The following is a 17,027-nucleotide window of genomic DNA, read 5'->3' as shown; positions in this document are numbered from 1 at the left end:
AAGCGACCCGCTACCATGGGGTGGAAGAAGCATTATCATAAAGGTAATGAGTGAAAGGGCTTATTGAGGGTGTGGTTCTGACTGCGAAGCAATACAGTCGAGAAACTGCTGCCCGAAGTCGTCACATTTTTTCTGGCCTACCCCCCAGATTTCCAGGAACTGAGGCAGTGTTTGGGGTTTGTGTCGTGCCAGTTCTCGGAGTGTCGCATCGCCAAACACCATATACGGTTGAATCCCCTTTTCCCCGGCGATCTGCTTGCGCAGTAAGCGGAGGCTTTCGAAGAGGTCCTGGTCGACACCTTTCCAGTTCAAATTGGATAAATCGTTCTTAGAGCTGCGATTCGTCTCAGATTTGCCGGTCTCTGTTGTTCGCATGAGCTGGGGAGTGATTTCACCTTTCAGCAGTAACCTGCCGGTTTTGGTAATGCGTAGCTGTTGATATTCGGCAGTTTTGGTTAAGTACCCCTGAGATGCCAGTTGATTGATCCAGTTTCGGATCGTCGAGAGACTTTCTGTTTTGAGCAATCCGTACGTACTTAAATTGTTATGCCCATTTGCCAGAACTTTTTTATCTTTGGAACCTTTCAGAACGGCAGCCGTGTAGGAAGCGCCAAAATTCTGATCCTGTCTGAAAATGGAAGAGAGGATTTTCTGTCCGATGATCTGAGCATCCTCTACTTTCTGAAAATCACCACGACAGAGATCGCAGCCCGTTTCGCAATCCTGTTCCAGATCCTGACCGAAATGCTGCATTAGGTAACGGTGCCGACAATCAAATGAATGGCAGTAGTTCTGCATGGCCCGCAGTGACTGTAGCGCGCTGGTTTTCGATTCATCGGGCTGGTCTTCCAGAATTCGCTTCCAGATCATCGCGTCCTGTTCTGAATAAAGCAGCACACACTCTGCTTCCAGACCATCTCGCCCTGCTCGGCCGCTCTCCTGCTGATAATTTTCCAGCGATTTGGGCAAACCGGCGTGAATCACATATCGTACGTTGGGCTTGTCGATGCCCATGCCGAACGCGATGGTTGCTACGATGACGTCGACCCGATCCTGAATAAAGGCTTCCTGATTTGCCGCGCGTTCTCCATCCGGTAATCCAGCGTGGTAAGGACGTGTTTCGTAACCAGAATCGTTAAGCGATTCACTCAACGATTCAACATCAGCGCGGGAAATACAATAGATTACTCCAGGTTCTCCGGGGTGACGGTCCAGTACCGTACAAACCTGGTTAAAGCGGTCTGCGCGTCGTGCGACGGAATAAGTCAGGTTGGGACGATCGAAGGAACCGATCAGAATTTCGGGGGTTTTTAACCCCAGTTGTACGGCGATATCGGAGCGAACCTCTTCCGTCGCGGTCGCTGTGTAAGCATGGATTCCGCATTGTGGGAAGATGGTTTTTAATTCCGACAGTTCACGATAATGGGGGCGAAAATCGTGTCCCCACATGCTGACACAATGCGCTTCATCGATGACGATATAAGACAGGTTGATCTCTGCCAGCAGGCAGAGCATGTTTTCCAGCATCAGTCGTTCGGGGGCGACATACAGGAGTTTGATCTTACCGGCCCGGACGTCGCGTAAGACCTGGCGAGATTCTTCCTGGTCCAGTGAACTATTAAGACAGGCTGCAGAGATGCCGCAAACGCGTAGTGCATCAACCTGATCTTTCATGAGTGAAATCAAAGGGCTGACTACGACAGCAGTCCCTTCCCTGCAGAGCGCAGGAGCCTGATAGCAGAGTGATTTTCCTCCGCCTGTAGGCAGGACGACGAGTGAATCCCGGTCATCCAATACGGCGGTCATCGCTTCCTGTTGCAGGGGACGGAACTCCGCATAGCCCCAGTATTCGTGCAGCACATCCAGTAAAGCGTCATCCATTCCAGCGCGGGTCATCATTAATTCCGTATTATCTGTATCGTCTGATTCAGGCAGTCAGCGTGTCGATACATATCGTAACGGGTTGCGCAGAAAAGCTAAAGGATGGATTTCTTGAGCTATGGTAAGAGGCTTAAAATACTTCAGGAAGAGGGTCGTATCCATCTACCAGATAATGCGGACGCCCTGAGAGGTCCTGAATGGGAGCAGTGTTATAATCGATGCCCAGATGGCGATACAGTGTGGCGAAGACTTCACCGAAGTGTATGGGACGATCGGCGACCTGGGCTCCCATTCGATCGGTGCTGCCGATGACCTGACCGGTTTTAAATCCGCCGCCTGCCAGCAGTCCACCACCCACTGCGGGCCAGTGATCGCGTCCGCCATCTTTATTGATTTTTGGGGTCCGGCCAAATTCTCCCCAGGCGACCACGGCGACGTCATCCGCCATGCCCCGTTCATGCAGGTCCTCGATCAAAGTGGCTAAGCCCTGATCAAACTGCGGGAGATGCGTATCTTTCAAGCCACCGAAATTGTTACTGTGAAAATCCCAGCGTCCGAAATTCAGAGTGACGATGCGGGCACCAGCTTCGACAAGACGTCGCGCCATCAGGAAATGTTCCAGGTTTCTGGGAGCACCATCGCCGAAGTTTCTTGAATCCCCTTTACCGTAGCGCTCGCGGACGGCAGGATCTTCCTGAGAGAGGTCAAGTGCATTGACCAGTCGATTGGAAGTCAGGATATTGAACACCTGCTGATTCATGTCGTCCATACCCTGCATGGAACCGCTGGAGTCAGCTTCTCTCTTAAACTGATCGAAAGAGGCCAGCAGTTGTTTGCGGTCATTCAGTCGTGATTCATCGATCCCATTCAGAACCATGTTCTTACGCGAGGGGCCCGAAGGACGAAATGCGGAGTTGCTGACTCCCAGAAATCCGGGAAGACCGGGAGAGCCATAGGGAGGATGTCTCGTGTCGGGAGAAAGCCCGACGAACGGAGGAACAGCAGGGTTCGCAGGACCCTGAAGTTTTGAAACGACAGAACCAATGGAAGGCCAGCCACCAGCCGGCTGATTACGGGTGGTACGACCGGTATAGCAGATGAAGGAGTCGTGGGCACCATTGGGGGAACCATGCACGGAACGCAGGGGAATGATTTTATCGGCAATGTTTCCCAAGCGAGGTAGGTGCTCGCAGATCTGGAACCCGGGGACACGGGTTTCGATCGGTCGAAACTCGCCACGAATTTCTGCAGGGGCATCCATTTTCAGGTCGTACATGTCCTGATGCGAGGGAGCACCACACATGTAAATCATAATGACCGCTTTTTGGCGTTTAGTGCTACCCGATTGTGACTCCGCCTGAAGTAACTGTGGCAGACTCATTCCGCCCAGTCCCAGAGCGCCAATTTTCAGAATTTCCCGCCGCGAAATACGATCACAGAGCTTCTTCTCTGGTCCCCAGATTGACAGCATCGGCATTCCTTTCTCAAGGACAGGCAGGAGTTTAGTGGAGTTTTTGTGGTGAGCGATTTTGGTGTGGATCAATGATCAAGGTTTATTGATGTATTGAATTGTAGCACTTCCGATCAGTGCTTTCCAAGCCCAAATACTAAAAGAGTCGCTGGAAGCGAGAAAAATAATCGCTAGCAGATTGTTCATGTATTATCGACCGGTGATGTGAAATCAGTACTGCGGAACTGGATCTCGCCGAAAATAGAGGATTGCTGAAATAGTTTATCCAATCGTTAATGTCAAAAGATTGCCGGCACCTCAGATCTGATCAAAATTGAAGTAGAAAATGTAACTAACGATAAAAAAAGGAGGATTCCTGTTGAGAATTCTAAAAATAATTTGAAATTCGCAAGAGTACTGCGAAAATAGCTCACAGGCATAGAGAGATAATTAATTCAAAAACAGGGAATTGAAAGCGTTTATTTACAGAGAGATTCTGATCGTTACAGTTCGGGAGATCAAAAGTGAATCCACCCAAATCGGAAGTGACACCCAAACATGCTCCCGGAGAGAACCAGCCCGGGGACGAGTCGCCGGGCAGGGAAAATCAGACCATGCTGCCTGAGCTTTCTGGCAATTCCCCTTCCCCTCTATCGAAGTCAACGGCATTTGACCGCTGGCTGATGCGGACGATGCTGAATCAGGCTGGCAATCCAGAAATTGAAGTCATGCTCTGGGATCGGTCAGTGATCAGCACATCTCCTGTTCCACCCCGGGCTCGTGCGGTGATACACAATCGCAGTACGCTCTATAAAATGCTGATCGATCCCAGCCTGTATTTTGGAGATGGCTACGCTCAGGGTTTGATCGAGGTGGAAGGTGGTCTGGTTGCCTTCAATGAAGCGATCGATCATTGCACACATGCTGTAGATACAAAACACTTTTATCGAGACGGGGTGCGCAGCAGTCTGGAGTGGTTGAAACGTAATACCATTGATGCAGCCCGAAGCAATATCCATCATCATTACGATATTGGCAATGATTTTTATCAGCTCTGGCTGGATGAGCAATTAGCTTATACCTGTGCTTATTTTGCAGATCCGGAGATGACTCTGGAAGAGGCTCAAATTGCAAAAATGGATCACGTCTGTCGCAAGGTGGGTCTTAAGTCCGGTGATACGGTCGTGGAAGCGGGGTGTGGTTGGGGGGCTCTGGCACTGCATATGGCCAGGTATTATGGTGCGAAAGTCAGGGCGTTTAATATTTCACGAGAGCAGCTTGTTTATGCCCGAGATCGAGCCCAGCGGGAGGGGCTTTCGCAGCAGGTGGAATTTGTTGAAGATGACTGGCGTAATATTACTGGGAATTATGATGCGTTTGTCTCAGTCGGAATGCTGGAGCATGTGGGACTGAAAAATTATGAGCAACTTGGTGAAGTGATTTCACATTGTTTGAACCCTCAGGGGCGTGGGCTGATTCATTCCATCGGTTGTAATTCGCCGCGCACGCTGGATAGCTGGACGACACGTCGAATTTTCCCTGGTGCTCATGTTCCCAGCTTAAGTGAAATGATGCAGATATTTGAACCCCATAAATTCTCCGTCCTGGATGTGGAAAATCTAAGGCTGCATTACGCTGTCACGCTGGAACACTGGCTGCAACGCTATGAGCAGCATGTGGATGAGGTGAGTGAAATGTTCGACGAAAAATTCATTCGTACCTGGCGGCTGTATCTGTCTGCTTCTGTTGCCGCATTCCGATCCGGTTCGCTGCAGCTGTTTCAAGTCGTTTTTGCAAACGGGGAAAATAACAAAATTCCCTGGACACGTGCTAATCTGTATGCGGAAGAACAAGCACAGTCCAGACAAGGTGAGCAGACCTGATGCAAACCGATCGCTGTGATGTATTGATTGTGGGAGGCGGTCCGGCAGGCTCCTCCTGCGCGTGGGGCTTACGAGACTCAGGCCTGGATGTTCTGATCCTCGATCAGGCGACCTTTCCGAGAGATAAAGTCTGTGCCGGCTGGATCACACCAGCAGTCGCAGAATTGCTGAGACTGGATTTATCTGACTATCAGAAATCTCATGTCCTGCAACCTATAACCCGCTTTCGAACCGGGATCATCGGGGGAGCTGCCGTTCAAACAGAGTTTACACAGACCGTCAGTTATGGGATTCGGCGTTGTGAATTTGATGAGTATCTCTTAAACCGTTGTGGAGCAAGAACGCGACTGGGGGAAAAATTTCACTCACTTGAACGAACGGAATCTGGCTGGCTGGTGAATGGAACGCTGCGGGCGAAAGTCATCATTGGTGCGGGGGGACATTTTTGTCCTGTGGCCCGCTGGTTAAACCCGGACAAAGGATCCGAACATTCTGTCGTGCTGGCTCAGGAGACTGAATTTCCACTGACTTCGGAACAGTTAAAAGCCTGTCGTGTGCAACCGGAACGGCCTGAATTGTATTTCAGCCCTGATTTACGGGGATATGCCTGGTGCTTTTTAAAAGACGGATTTCTCAATGTGGGCATCGGTCGAGAAGGAGAAAAACAGCTTTCTGCTGCGCGAGACGAATTCATTCAGTTTCTGGATCTGGAAGGACGGGTTCCCCGGGAGATCCTCGGGAAATTCAAAGGGCACGCCTATCGACTGTATGGACTGCAGAAACGCACGATTGTGGATGATGGAGTCATACTGATTGGGGATGCTGCCGGTCTGGCCTCTCCGCAAAGTGGAGAGGGAATCCGGCCTGCGATTGAGTCTGGACTGATGGCAGCTGATGTTTTGCGACAGTGTGAAAATCAGTATGTCCAATCCCGGTTGACAGATTATCAACAGAAAATACTGGATCGTTTTGGACCCTGGCCTGACAAACCTGCAGGCAGCATTGTCCCCGCGCCTGTGCGTCAGTTCTTAGGCAGACATCTCATATCCACACACTGGTTTACCCGGAATGTTCTGCTGGGACGCTGGTTTTTACAACAGCATCTGCCACCACTGGTACGCAGTTGAATTCAGAATGCTTTCGGATCCCGGATTCAGTGATTCATTCATATTAACTGAGACGAGACCATTCGAGTTCAAGCCCCTGCTTCGTGAGCGTTGACTGAAATTCCTGGAGCCTTTGTGGTGTATTCCGAATCTGCCGTGGTGTTGCTTGACTGGTAATGGCATGTGAGCAGAGCACACCGGCTGCTTCGCCAATGGACCACTCCACTGGATGCAGTCGATAGCAGCCGTTCGAGATATGAGTGGTACCTATGTTTTTGCAAGCCGGGATCAGGTTCTCCACCCGTTCTGGTATCATGGCTCCCAGAGGAATCTGGAAGGGAACGCTTCCCATGTCGATGTAATTGTCACCGCCTGAACTGGGATGCAGGTCCAGATGGTAGTAGCCGATCCCCACTGTATCGGGAAATGGTTTTGCCAGCAGTGGTTTGTGATCTTTGCCCAGAGCTTTGAGGCGTTCTGAATGAGTCAGGTCCTGTTCTTTGATTGTCGTTTCTGCGCGGATACGCCGTGATTCACGGATATAAGGATATTTAGCCAGACCGTCTGCAGTACCTGTGATGTCACGCCGTAGACGCAGACCTGGCCAGCCAAGTCCTCCATCAGGCCGCGGTGCTTCAGTCTGCAGCCAATAGAAAAGAGACAGGCTGAGTTGTTTGGCAGCGGTGATATGTTTTTCCCGTTCGGCAGGAGAGACATCGGTGATGTTGCCCAGCATGTAATCGTTTTGGGGCCAGTTGATGACGGTAATATCACTGGAATAAGATCCCGGCGTGAAATTATTGCGGTCAATCATCCGTCGGTAGAGCCAGAGATTCAGAGACCGGGTCTTCGGAGCAGGAGTCTCTTTTCCACACGGAACAAACGAGAGAGCTTTCGGCTCTAATGTTCGTGGTGAGGAATATGCGAGCGAGAGTAGTTTACCTGACCAGGCAGGCTTTAATGGCGGTGTATGATCTTTCCAAAAGTCGTACATCGCGGGGCGTTCAATGGTATGATCTTCCCCTGCCTGATGGTCGATGGCGAAACAATGTGTGAAAGACTGGATGTTCTGGGGATTCGCTTTCTCGGGAGCGTGTGGTTCCCCGGTTTCTGATTGGGATTCTGCACCGAGCACGTACTCTGTTTTTGTTAATGGAAGCAGGTCCCCTTCTTCGCTGGCATCAATGAAGTACGCTCCATAGAGGGCAACGGGATGTCCTGCTCCCTGTGTCTGACAGGTGACAGCGGTGATTCTATCACCGGATAGTTCGGCAGACCGCGGTTGCGTATTCAGCAGGAGTGTCAGTTGGCCACTGCTGATGGCGGGAGCCAGCATTGACTGCAGTGCTGCAATCCCGACTTTCGGTTCGTGACAGATTCGGGAAACAGAACCATTGCCCGGATTCAGGTTGAGCGTCTTTCGGGCCTTGCTCGTCAACGGGTAGTATTGTTTATAATAGTCTCGAATCAGCGTACGCAACTTTGCATACGACTCGGTGCGACCAAATGTCTCGATCCATTGATGTTCATCGGGGGGAACCGCCTGTTGAGAGATCTGGCCGCCGATCCAGTCAGTCGGTTCGGTCAGAATTACACGAGCACCATTGCGACAGGCTGACAGCGCTGCAGCACAGCCTCCCAGCCCGGCGCCGATGATGACAATGTCTGCAGTTTGCTCACGTGGGATAGCTGCGGAACAGGAGCGTGATTCTAATGCATGGAGAAAATTGAGGCTGAAGATTCCGGAGCCGTAGATACCACATTGCTGTAAAAAACATCGTCGTTTCATGAGATTGATTTTCAAGACTATAAGGAAGGTGATTATGATCAGGTGGGCTCAAACTGGAGGATCAGCCACTATAAGCTGCTGTTTTATCATAAGCTTAAGTATATCGTGGCTCACCTGACTGTTGAAAGTGTTAAATGCGGAGATGTGGTTGTTCAAGAGCGGAAAAATATGGAGATTAACGAACAGGAAATTCAATGAAATATAATCGATGTCTGCTTTGTGTACTGTTGATGGCTATACCTCGCGTGATTATAGCTGCGGAATATTTTCAGTTCCAGGTAATCGATGCAGAGTCACGAAGAGGCATACCACTGGTTGAACTGGAGACGGTCAATCAGATTCTGTTTGTCACTGACAGTAATGGCATCGCTGCGATCAACGAACCAGGATTAATGAATCTGGAAGTCTACTTTTTTGTTCGCAGTCACGGATACGAATTTCCTGCAGACGGGTTTGGATTTAAGGGTAAAAAAATTAAGGTCACTCCTGGAGGAAAAGCCGTCCTGGAAATGAAGCGGGTCAACCTGGCAGAACGATTGTATCGCGTGACGGGGGAAGGGATTTATCGAGACAGTCTGCTGTCAGGCGCTGCGATTCCAATAGTGCAGCCTGTGTTGAATGGACGCGTGCTCGGTTCTGACAGTGTCGTTAATGCGAAGTTCAATAATCGGATGTACTGGTTCTGGGGGGATACGAAAAAACCCAGCTATCCTCTGGGGAACTTTTCCGTGCCAGGTGCCGTTTCTGATCTACCAGGTCAGGGAGGACTACCGATTCAACAAGGCGTCAATCTAAATTATTTTCTGGATCAGAACGGCCTCGCAAAGAAAACTTGTGATATGCCTGGCACGGGGCCGACCTGGATTGATGGCCTGGTAGCGATTCGTGATGAGCAGGGCAACGAACGACTGTTCGCGAAATACGTCAAAATTAAGGATCTTCTGACCGTTTATGAACGGGGACTGGTCGAATTTAATGATGAGCTGAAAGCATTTGAAAAGCGAGAGGTGTTTGATTTCAATGCCCCGCTCTATCCGGTCGGACATCCCGTGAAATATGAAATGTCAGGAGACGAATATATTCTGTTCGGCCTGGCAGCCCCACTGATTCGTGTCCCGGCGAATCCTGCTGATCTGGCTGACTTGAAACAGTATGAAACTTATTCTTATTTGAAGCCGGGAACAAAAGCTGAAAACTGGATTGTGGATCGGAATGCAGAGGGACAGTTACGCTACAAGTGGCGAAAGCAGATTCCCCCTTTAACCAGCGAGCTGGAGGAAAAACTGATTCAGCAAGGACAGCTGACAAAACAGGAACAATATTTTCAACTTCGTGATATTGAAACAAAAGAGAGAGTCGAGATTCAGAACAGCTCTGTAGCCTGGAATACGTATCGAGGGAAATGGACGATGATCGGACTACAGAAATTTGGTACTTCCGTACTGGGAGAAATATGGTATTCCGAAGCCGCGAGCCCGCTGGGACCGTGGAAATGGGCACGGAAAATCGTCACACACGACAAGTACAGTTTCTATAATCCGAAGCAGCATCCGCTGTTTGCCCGGGAGAACGGACGTCTGATTTACTTCGAAGGAACTTATACCGCCTTGTTTTCAGGAAATGAGGTCAAGACGCCTCGCTATGATTACAATCAGATCATGTACCAACTTGATCTATCCGATCCCCGTCTGGCGGCAGACTTATTTGAGAAATGAGTCTGCTGGAGAGCAATAAAAAAACACAGAGACGAAATCGGTGGAGACGTCTCTGTGTTCTGATTGTTCTGAAGTTTGTGTTCAGGAATCTTTGTTTAAAAGTTTGTCCATCAGGAATTCATCGGAAGTCGCGTATTTTTTTGATTTTGAGACGCCGGGGATCAACAGGTGACACTCGGTTCCGGCTTTGTCCGCTTTCTCTTTCATTTTGACGCCATATACAGGGTGATGGATTCCATGACCTGCATTTTCAGAAGGCAGCTTCATGTTATTGTTGTACGTCATCAACAATGGAGGATCATCGGTGGTCAAGTGATTGTAAGGTGAGAATTCTTTGTAGAGCGCTTCGTGTTGTTTGTAGTTGTCCATGACGTCCTGCATGCTTTTTCCGCCTACCGATTTGTAGATCATTGCATGTTTAAGGACGTTGGGACCGAGCCAGGGTTCGATTACTTTAGGGTCAATGGATGTCTGCCCCGCTGCGACCGCAGCAGCGGTAACACGTGTGGATTCCCTTAGCACCGGATCTTTGGCTTTGGGGTCCGCCAGGTCATCGTGCAGTAAGAGCCACATTGAAGTGCAGGCACCGGCACTGCCGCCTGTTAAGGCGATGCGTTCTTTATCAATGTTCCATTCACCGGCTTTGGAACGAATGAACTGAATGGCACGGGCGGCATCGTGTACGGGAGCCGGAAGTGGCGCTTCACCTGTTAATCGATAGTTGATCGAAGCAATGGAGATCCCTTTTTCAAGAAAGGGCTGAATGTTTCTGATTCGGTCCTTATCGCCACCGATCCAGCCACCGCCGTGAATGTAAACCAGAAGCGGACGAGGTCCGTCGCCTTTTGCCTGCCAGAAATCCAGCTTGTTCATCTTAGCGGGACCATAAGAAACGTCAGCCTGTGTCGGCGGAGGATTCTTGGGTTTGTCAGCTGCGAATATCGCGGAAGAGGTAAATGAGATCGTCAGCAGTAAGGAAAACAGGAGTCGCAGCATGTCATCGTATCCTTTACATATAGTGGAAAGTTATAAAATGTATAGAATTTGTTTCTCAGAAACAGTTGGAAATTTATTATATCGGAATCAAAGTGAATGTGTATGCTGATCAGATAATTTGCGAACGGCAAGTCTGGGTTTAGACTGTTGTCTGCTGAATCAATTTTAAAAAAGTATGCTGAAATGAGTTCACTCGACGAACGTGAGTTGTTAGAAAAGTATTTTCAAGAGCAGATTTCTCGACAGACAGATTCGGGGATTAATTTCTCAAAAGCCGAACGCGTTTTTCGTAAGTTGAAGATTGACTCTATTAAAAATTTACTTGATCGTTTTGATCAGTATGATTCCCAAAGTCAGCAAGTTGCTGTCCTCATTTTTGGCGAATTTGAAATTGTTAAGTCCCTGCCGATTCTGTTTCAGGGGTTGTATTCCCAAGATGCCTTTTTACCAGGACTCTGTGGAAGTTCATTAGGCCGGATTGGTGGAGATAAGGTTCTCAGAAAGTTGCTGAAGTTGCTTTCGAAACATTCTGAGATCAGGATTCACTATCATGTATTATATGCACTCAAGTGGATTGATAAACTGAGTGTGGATGCTGCCAGGATTCTGACAGAGCGATTAGGCGAGATTGCCCAGAACGGACCCTCGGCTGAAGTTGTCACTGACCGGGATCGACAGGATGCGGATAGTTGTCGGGGTATGGCTGCGGAAGGTCTGAGTCACTCTCTGGATTACCTTGATCGGCGGACAAAAGATTATCGGAGCGGCGTGAAATTCCTGCTCAGTTTGCTCACTGACGATTCCGCAGGGGTGCGAGGCGATGCTGCTTATTCTTTAGGATATCTCAACGAGATAAGGGCGTTGGAACAGCTGGAGTTTCTGGTTGAAAGTGATTTTGAGATCTGTCCCGGTATCGGTACCGTATCCTCGATTGCCGCCGAATCGATTGAGTGCATTCGATATCATCACAAACTTCAGGATGGTGAAAATGACACTTTCCCAATGTGATCCAGTTCTCCTCTTGGGTAGTTTCTTTTGCTGTTTTATCAGGTTATGATAAGCCTGTGCAATTCTGTCAAAAAAAGCCAATTCGATATGCTTGAGTGGAGTAAATAGAGATGAAACCCGTGACTTATTGTGGAATCGTGTGCATGATTTTCTTGGCTACCGCCCCCTGCTCTAAAGCGGGTGAGAAATCAAAGAGTCCCGATTCTGAAAATGCACAGCAACTCTGGAAGCAGATTGCCCCCTTCTTCGAACCTGCTGCAGAATTCAAAGGTGATCTGGGTAATTATGAATCTCCGTTAAAATTTTATGATGGTCGCCCCGTGAGGACTCCGGAAGACTGGCAGGCGCGCCGTCAGGAAATTCTGAAGACCTGGCATCAGAAGATGGGAGCATGGCCTCCAGTGAATGAGCGTCCCCAGGTGGAATATCTGAAACAGAAAGAACGGGGGGACATCACTCAATACACCGTACGTTTTGATATTGCACCCGGTCATCCTAATACGGGCTATCTCTTAATTCCTAAGGGGGCAAAACCCGATCACAGTACGCCCGCAGTACTCGTAGTTTATTATGAACCGGAGACCGGCGTCGGTTTGAAGGGAGAGAATCGGGATTTTGCACTGCAGTTAGCAAAGCGAGGTTTCGTGACTTTTTCTGTTGGTCACGATTACTCACTGTATTATCCCAATCGGGAACATGCTGAAATTCAACCGCTGTCTGCCCTGGCTTATGGAGCCGCGAATGCATTTCATGTTCTCGCAAATCGAAACGAAGTGGACCCTGACCGGATTGGGATTGTCGGGCATTCCTATGGTGGTAAATGGGCGATGTTTGCTTCCTGTCTGTATGACAAATTTGCATGTGCTGCCTGGTCAGACGGAGGCATTGTGTTTGATGAAACTCGCCCCAGTGTCAATTACTGGGAGCCCTGGTATTTGGGATATGCGGGCCCCGATTTTCGCAAACGCGGCTTGCCGACAAAGGAGAATCCCCGCACCGGTTTGTACAAAGATCTCATCAAAGAGGGGCACGATCTGCATGAGCTGCATGCTTTGATGGCGCCCCGTCCGTTCCTGGTTTCCGGAGGGGCTGAAGATCGGCCGAAGCAATGGCGGGCTTTGAATCACACAATCGCCGTGAATCGCTTTCTCGGCTATGAAAACCGTGTGGCCATGACCAACCGCAAAGATCATGCCCCGAATCCTCAGTCGAATGAGCAAATGTATCAGTTCTTTGAATACTGGCTCAAGCACAATCCCATAAAATCCAACTAAGTGGTGCAGGGACTGGAGATAAACATGAGAACCGTCTTGTGTACTTGTGGATAGAATCCTTCCTCTCAAACGGAGTGATTTCGCTCCCAGCTGCGTTTAAGTAACATCCTGCCAGTTATGTAGATAATTGACGCCGGTTATAAAATTAGTAATATTTAATTAAATTAGATTATTAATTTTACATTATAGTTGTGTAAGTTTAGAATTCAGAACATTCATATAGGAACTTCATAGTAGCTGGCTGCTCGAGCGAAATTGATTTCCTCTAAAACACCTTTGTCTCAGGAGAGGAATTATGAATTTGTCTGGATTTTCAATAAAGAAAAAAGGCTTTACATTAATTGAGTTGCTGGTTGTGATTGCGATTATCGCGATCTTGATCGCCTTACTCCTGCCTGCGGTGCAGCAGGCTCGTGAAGCAGCCCGCCGTAGTTCCTGCAAAAACAATCTGAAGCAGATTGGACTGGCTTTGCATAATTACCATGACACCCATCGCGTGTTTCCACCCGGTCGAGTTGAAACAAGTCTGCTGGGTTTTGGGACAATGATTCTGCCTTTCCTCGATCAGGCAAATCTGTATAACCAGATCAGTGCGTCAGGTGCTTTTGACACGACGGCGACATCAACAAACATTCGCTGGTATGGTGTGCCAGCTATGGCTACCACTGGTAATCCTCCCCTGGCCAAGACTTCTATCACAGTATTTCAGTGCCCTTCCGATCCTATGGGGGGGATTAATACTGAGATTAGTAATTATGGTAAGTCGAACTATGTGGGAACGCGTAGCGCAGCCAATGCAGCTGATACCGCCGATATCCCCGCTTCATTCTACGAAAACTCAAAACGTCGAATTCGAGATTATACCGATGGCCTGTCCAATACGATTCATATCGGTGAAAAGACAACCAAGGGGACTCCGAATGGAGCGCTTTGGGTTGGTTCAGCCAGTACTGAAATCGCTCATATTGTTGCCAGGGTAGACCGATATACCAGCGACACGGAATATATTATCAATGGCAATTACGCCTGGACCATCAGCAGTACGCATACGGGGGGCGCCCATGTACTACTGGGGGATGGCACGGTCAGATATCTGAGTGAGAATATGAGTATTCGCACGTGGGCGGCTCTGGGGACGATCTCGGAAGGTGAAATTATTGGCGAATTCTAATTGCTAACGAAATCTATAAACATCATTGAGCCCGTTAACCTGACAGTGGTCAACGGGCTTTTTTATGCGCCGGTTTTCTATTTTTGAACCAAAACTAAGTCTGCCAGATCGAATCTGCTGTAATGGCATTGTTTAACTTGTGTAGAAACCATCTTTCTTAACCAGAGCACTTTTCGAAAATTTTCAGAAGAGCTCAAATTGGCCCTCGTTTTAGGTATTATCAGTTCAAAAAACAACTTTATGAATTTTCTCCAGTCGAGGCTGCAGTGGTTCCGACTAAGTAAAGAGCAGCTTCAACTGACTATGACACACATAAAACTGCTTTGTTTTTAAGCAGCAGTAAGACAGGGTTATCTGTCTTGTACAGGAGATTCGGTCAAATAGCAGTAGTTTTTATCCTTCTTAACTTACTTTACTGGAAGAGAGTTCCAAATGACTCAACCCGCCCTGCCTGCGATCAAAGACTTTAAACTGACAGGAATTATTCTTTGTGTCATTGGTGTTATTTCTCTGCTGATACCGCTGATTACCGGTATCACTGTTGTTTATATAATTGGGGCATTTTTACTGCTGGGGGGGATTCTGTATGTTTTGCAGGCGATGCAGATGGGAGATGTCGCAGGGAAAATATTTCATGTGATCCTGGGAGCTTTAATCATGCTCGGCGGGCTCACTCTGTTATTCCATCCGTTTTATGGATTGGAATTACTGACTTTAATGATGGCGATGTTTTTTGTCTTCGAGGGAGTCTGGAAAATTATCATGTCGCTGGGAATCCGCCCTGCTGCTGGCTGGAGCCGAATTCTCTTCAGTGGAATGATCTCATTACTCTTGGGAGGTCTGATCTGGAGCCAGTGGCCTGTTTCTGGAATGTGGGCAGTGGGAACACTGGTGGGAGTCGATTTTCTACTGACCGGATTTTTCCTGATCAGCCTGGCAAATCAGTCGACAGGCGGAGGTTCCGGGACTTCAGAAACAATCGATGTGTAACGCGAAACGCTTGATGTGGATGGAAAACTCCAGCTCTCAACTGTCCCCCTTACGGCTTGGGGGGTAATTCCGGGAGTTCGGGGATCGCGGGTGGCACAACTGGCTTGAGAACTTTCACATCCGTCTTGGACTGATCCTGTGTCGGAAAGTTTTTGCTTCCCAGTTGTGCTGTGTGATCGGGTGACATCCGGTTGCGGTAGATTACCAGGCCATCGATGGCATGATACAGGGCTGAGTAATCGACGGGTTCATCTTTATTGTTAATGATATCATTCGCCAGCAATGAAAGTGCTTTTCGCACCCAGTCTTCATTGAGGCGATCATCCGGGAGTGCCATCATCAGGAATTCCAGAGTATGCCCAGTCGTTTCCAGCCGTTCCTGAAAATTTTCACTGGCACTTTTCTGGAAGAAGTAGTCGTAAGAAAAAGATCCGTCCAGGTTCTGCATTGCTTTGGCTTCTTCAATGTGTTTCTGGATTTTCTGATCGGCTTCCAGCCAGTAACTGCGCAGGCGTTGTCCTGAATTCTGATAAGTGTTTCTAGCGTAGGCCAGAGCGAACAAGGCATGTGTTCCCCCGCAGGCCGATTCGTTCGAAAGTGTGGCATTCTGCATGTAAACCAGATCTTCCATGTGCCATTCTTCCCCCTTTTTGTCTTCCCAGACGGCGTCGGGGCCAAGATAATGCACCAGGGCCCAGAGTGACCAGGTGACTTCTTCGTTCTCCTGGATTTCTTTTTGTGCATTGGCAACGATATCCGCAACTGTGATGGGCCCATCAGGAGTCTGGAACTGATGATCAAGTGGAACATCAGCCATGGCTAGAATCGCCAGTGATTGATTTTTATGACCCTCAAAGGCATTAGATTTAGTATAGGGATGTGCGCGGCCACCAAACTCGGTTTTCTGGAACCAGGGTTCATTTTCAAAAGTAGGGCCGGTAGAAATCCACTCCAGCGCATTGACAACTTTGCCATCCTTTTTGATCTCATAGTCTTTCCGAAATGCCAGCATCCCGTGGTATAATTCCCAGGGGGAGCGCTGCTCGGATTCCAGATAATGCTGGCGGGCGACTTCAATCGCCTGTTCCACTTTCTGTAGAAGTTCTTCGGGAGACTCCAAGTCTTCGGTGCCTGTGATATCGGGAGCCGGGCTAGTGGCTCTTTCTGAATTGCAACCGGAAAACAAAATACTGCTGGAAAACAGAAGAACCACCAGGGATAGACGGACGAGAAGGATCATGGTTGTAAGAATTCCAGGAAAAATGCAAATTTGCAGGGAGATTTCGAGATAGACGCCGTTTTCCAGGAGCCCTGCAAAGTCGGCTATCTAAAGTGAATGTAGCACGTAAAATAACAGAAGTAAATCATTTATGTTGTGTAAAATCGCCATGTTATTTATTCAAAGATCTCTTTTTGACTAAGTGAGTCTTTTAGCGGGCATCGGGGGAAGAGTGCTTAAATATCTGATCGTTTGCTGCTAAATAGAAGCAACTCAAACATTCTATGGCAGCAAAACCACACAAAAAAACGGCTGAGTCTTTTGATAAAGGCTCAGCCGTTTTCATTTATCTCAATGTGTCTTCTTATGACACAAGTAGCGGTGGAGGGATTCGAACCCCCGACACGCGGATTATGATTCCGCTGCTCTAACCGACTGAGCTACACCGCCAGATTGGGTTACCCCACGGCTTTGCCAGATGGGGCTATCCTACAAAAAGTTCGATTGCAGGAAAAGTCATTTTCAGTGCTAACTTGCTTAGGTAT

At 48.6% G+C, this 17,027-nt stretch carries 12 protein-coding genes and 1 tRNA gene; 7 read left to right on the top strand and 6 right to left on the bottom strand.

Going from position 1 to position 17,027, the window contains the following annotated elements; translation table 11 throughout:
* Positions 1 to 60: 60 nt before the first annotated feature.
* Positions 61 to 1,899, bottom strand: a complete 1,839-nt coding sequence (gene recQ, locus Pan161_RS04225; RefSeq protein ID WP_232103615.1) for a DNA helicase RecQ — start codon at positions 1,897 to 1,899, stop codon at positions 61 to 63.
* A 112-nt stretch (positions 1,900 to 2,011) separates the two neighbouring features.
* Positions 2,012 to 3,352 carry a DUF1501 domain-containing protein gene (locus Pan161_RS04220; protein WP_145224340.1) on the bottom strand — a complete coding sequence of 447 codons (1,341 nt, stop codon included), beginning with the start codon at positions 3,350 to 3,352 and terminating at the stop codon, positions 2,012 to 2,014.
* Between the two features lie 503 nt (positions 3,353 to 3,855).
* Between Pan161_RS04220 and Pan161_RS04215 the strand changes: the two genes are divergently transcribed.
* Positions 3,856 to 5,214: an SAM-dependent methyltransferase gene (locus tag Pan161_RS04215; protein ID WP_145224339.1), complete on the top strand. Its 1,359-nt coding sequence runs from the start codon at positions 3,856 to 3,858 to the stop codon at positions 5,212 to 5,214.
* Entirely contained in the window at positions 5,214 to 6,341 is a 1,128-nt protein-coding gene (locus Pan161_RS04210; protein WP_145224338.1) for an NAD(P)/FAD-dependent oxidoreductase, read from the top strand. The genes Pan161_RS04215 and Pan161_RS04210 overlap by 1 nt, the downstream gene beginning before the upstream one ends.
* Positions 6,342 to 6,384: 43 nt before the next feature.
* Here the strand turns inward: Pan161_RS04210 and Pan161_RS04205 are convergent, their stop codons facing one another.
* Entirely contained in the window at positions 6,385 to 8,109 is a 1,725-nt protein-coding gene (locus Pan161_RS04205) for an FAD-dependent oxidoreductase (RefSeq protein WP_145224337.1), read from the bottom strand.
* 194 nt (positions 8,110 to 8,303) lie between these two features.
* Here Pan161_RS04205 and Pan161_RS04200 point away from each other — a divergent pair, with 194 nt between their 5' ends.
* A complete protein-coding gene (locus Pan161_RS04200; RefSeq protein ID WP_145224336.1) occupies positions 8,304 to 9,824 on the top strand; it encodes a DUF4185 domain-containing protein in 1,521 nt (506 codons plus the stop codon).
* A gap of 81 nt (positions 9,825 to 9,905) precedes the next feature.
* On the opposite strand, the gene Pan161_RS04195 is transcribed toward Pan161_RS04200, so the two are convergent.
* Positions 9,906 to 10,820 carry an alpha/beta hydrolase gene (locus tag Pan161_RS04195; protein WP_145224335.1) on the bottom strand — a complete coding sequence of 305 codons (915 nt, stop codon included), beginning with the start codon at positions 10,818 to 10,820 and terminating at the stop codon, positions 9,906 to 9,908.
* A 183-nt stretch (positions 10,821 to 11,003) separates the two neighbouring features.
* Here Pan161_RS04195 and Pan161_RS04190 point away from each other — a divergent pair, with 183 nt between their 5' ends.
* The 4 genes from Pan161_RS04190 to Pan161_RS04175 all read left to right on the top strand — a co-directional run bounded on the left by Pan161_RS04190 (position 11,004) and on the right by Pan161_RS04175 (position 15,263).
* Positions 11,004 to 11,828 (top strand): HEAT repeat domain-containing protein, encoded by an 825-nt coding sequence (locus tag Pan161_RS04190; RefSeq protein ID WP_145224334.1) that lies wholly within the window; start codon positions 11,004 to 11,006, stop codon positions 11,826 to 11,828.
* 143 nt (positions 11,829 to 11,971) lie between these two features.
* On the top strand, positions 11,972 to 13,102 hold the full coding sequence (locus Pan161_RS04185; RefSeq protein ID WP_232103614.1) for a prolyl oligopeptidase family serine peptidase: 1,131 nt from the start codon (positions 11,972 to 11,974) through the stop codon (positions 13,100 to 13,102).
* 295 nt (positions 13,103 to 13,397) lie between these two features.
* Positions 13,398 to 14,273, top strand: a complete 876-nt coding sequence (locus tag Pan161_RS04180; protein ID WP_145224332.1) for a DUF1559 domain-containing protein — start codon at positions 13,398 to 13,400, stop codon at positions 14,271 to 14,273.
* A 432-nt stretch (positions 14,274 to 14,705) separates the two neighbouring features.
* Positions 14,706 to 15,263: an HdeD family acid-resistance protein gene (locus Pan161_RS04175; protein ID WP_145224331.1), complete on the top strand. Its 558-nt coding sequence runs from the start codon at positions 14,706 to 14,708 to the stop codon at positions 15,261 to 15,263.
* Positions 15,264 to 15,312: 49 nt separating this feature from the next.
* Here Pan161_RS04175 and Pan161_RS04170 read toward each other — a convergent pair whose 3' ends face one another.
* The gene (locus Pan161_RS04170) at positions 15,313 to 16,503 is read right to left on the bottom strand and encodes a hypothetical protein (protein WP_145224330.1); all 1,191 of its coding nucleotides are present in this window, start codon (positions 16,501 to 16,503) and stop codon (positions 15,313 to 15,315) included.
* 355 nt (positions 16,504 to 16,858) lie between these two features.
* Positions 16,859 to 16,932, bottom strand: a tRNA-Met gene (locus tag Pan161_RS04165).
* Positions 16,933 to 17,027 lie beyond the last annotated feature (95 nt).

Source organism: Gimesia algae, from assembly GCF_007746795.1.
In the GTDB taxonomy this organism is placed as follows: domain Bacteria; phylum Planctomycetota; class Planctomycetia; order Planctomycetales; family Planctomycetaceae; genus Gimesia; species Gimesia algae.
This window is presented reverse-complemented; position numbering and strand designations above follow the sequence as displayed.

Coding starts and splice junctions, on each gene's coding strand:
- Pan161_RS04220 (WP_145224340.1), bottom strand. CDS start 3,352: ATGCTGTCAATCTGGGGACCAGAGAAGAAGCTCTGTGATCGTATTTCG.
- Pan161_RS04200 (WP_145224336.1), top strand. CDS start 8,304: ATGAAATATAATCGATGTCTGCTTTGTGTACTGTTGATGGCTATACCT.
- Pan161_RS04190 (WP_145224334.1), top strand. CDS start 11,004: ATGAGTTCACTCGACGAACGTGAGTTGTTAGAAAAGTATTTTCAAGAG.
- Pan161_RS04185 (WP_232103614.1), top strand. CDS start 11,972: ATGATTTTCTTGGCTACCGCCCCCTGCTCTAAAGCGGGTGAGAAATCA.
- Pan161_RS04205 (WP_145224337.1), bottom strand. CDS start 8,109: ATGAAACGACGATGTTTTTTACAGCAATGTGGTATCTACGGCTCCGGA.
- Pan161_RS04195 (WP_145224335.1), bottom strand. CDS start 10,820: ATGCTGCGACTCCTGTTTTCCTTACTGCTGACGATCTCATTTACCTCT.
- recQ (WP_232103615.1), bottom strand. CDS start 1,899: ATGATGACCCGCGCTGGAATGGATGACGCTTTACTGGATGTGCTGCAC.
- Pan161_RS04175 (WP_145224331.1), top strand. CDS start 14,706: ATGACTCAACCCGCCCTGCCTGCGATCAAAGACTTTAAACTGACAGGA.
- Pan161_RS04170 (WP_145224330.1), bottom strand. CDS start 16,503: ATGATCCTTCTCGTCCGTCTATCCCTGGTGGTTCTTCTGTTTTCCAGC.
- Pan161_RS04180 (WP_145224332.1), top strand. CDS start 13,398: ATGAATTTGTCTGGATTTTCAATAAAGAAAAAAGGCTTTACATTAATT.
- Pan161_RS04210 (WP_145224338.1), top strand. CDS start 5,214: ATGCAAACCGATCGCTGTGATGTATTGATTGTGGGAGGCGGTCCGGCA.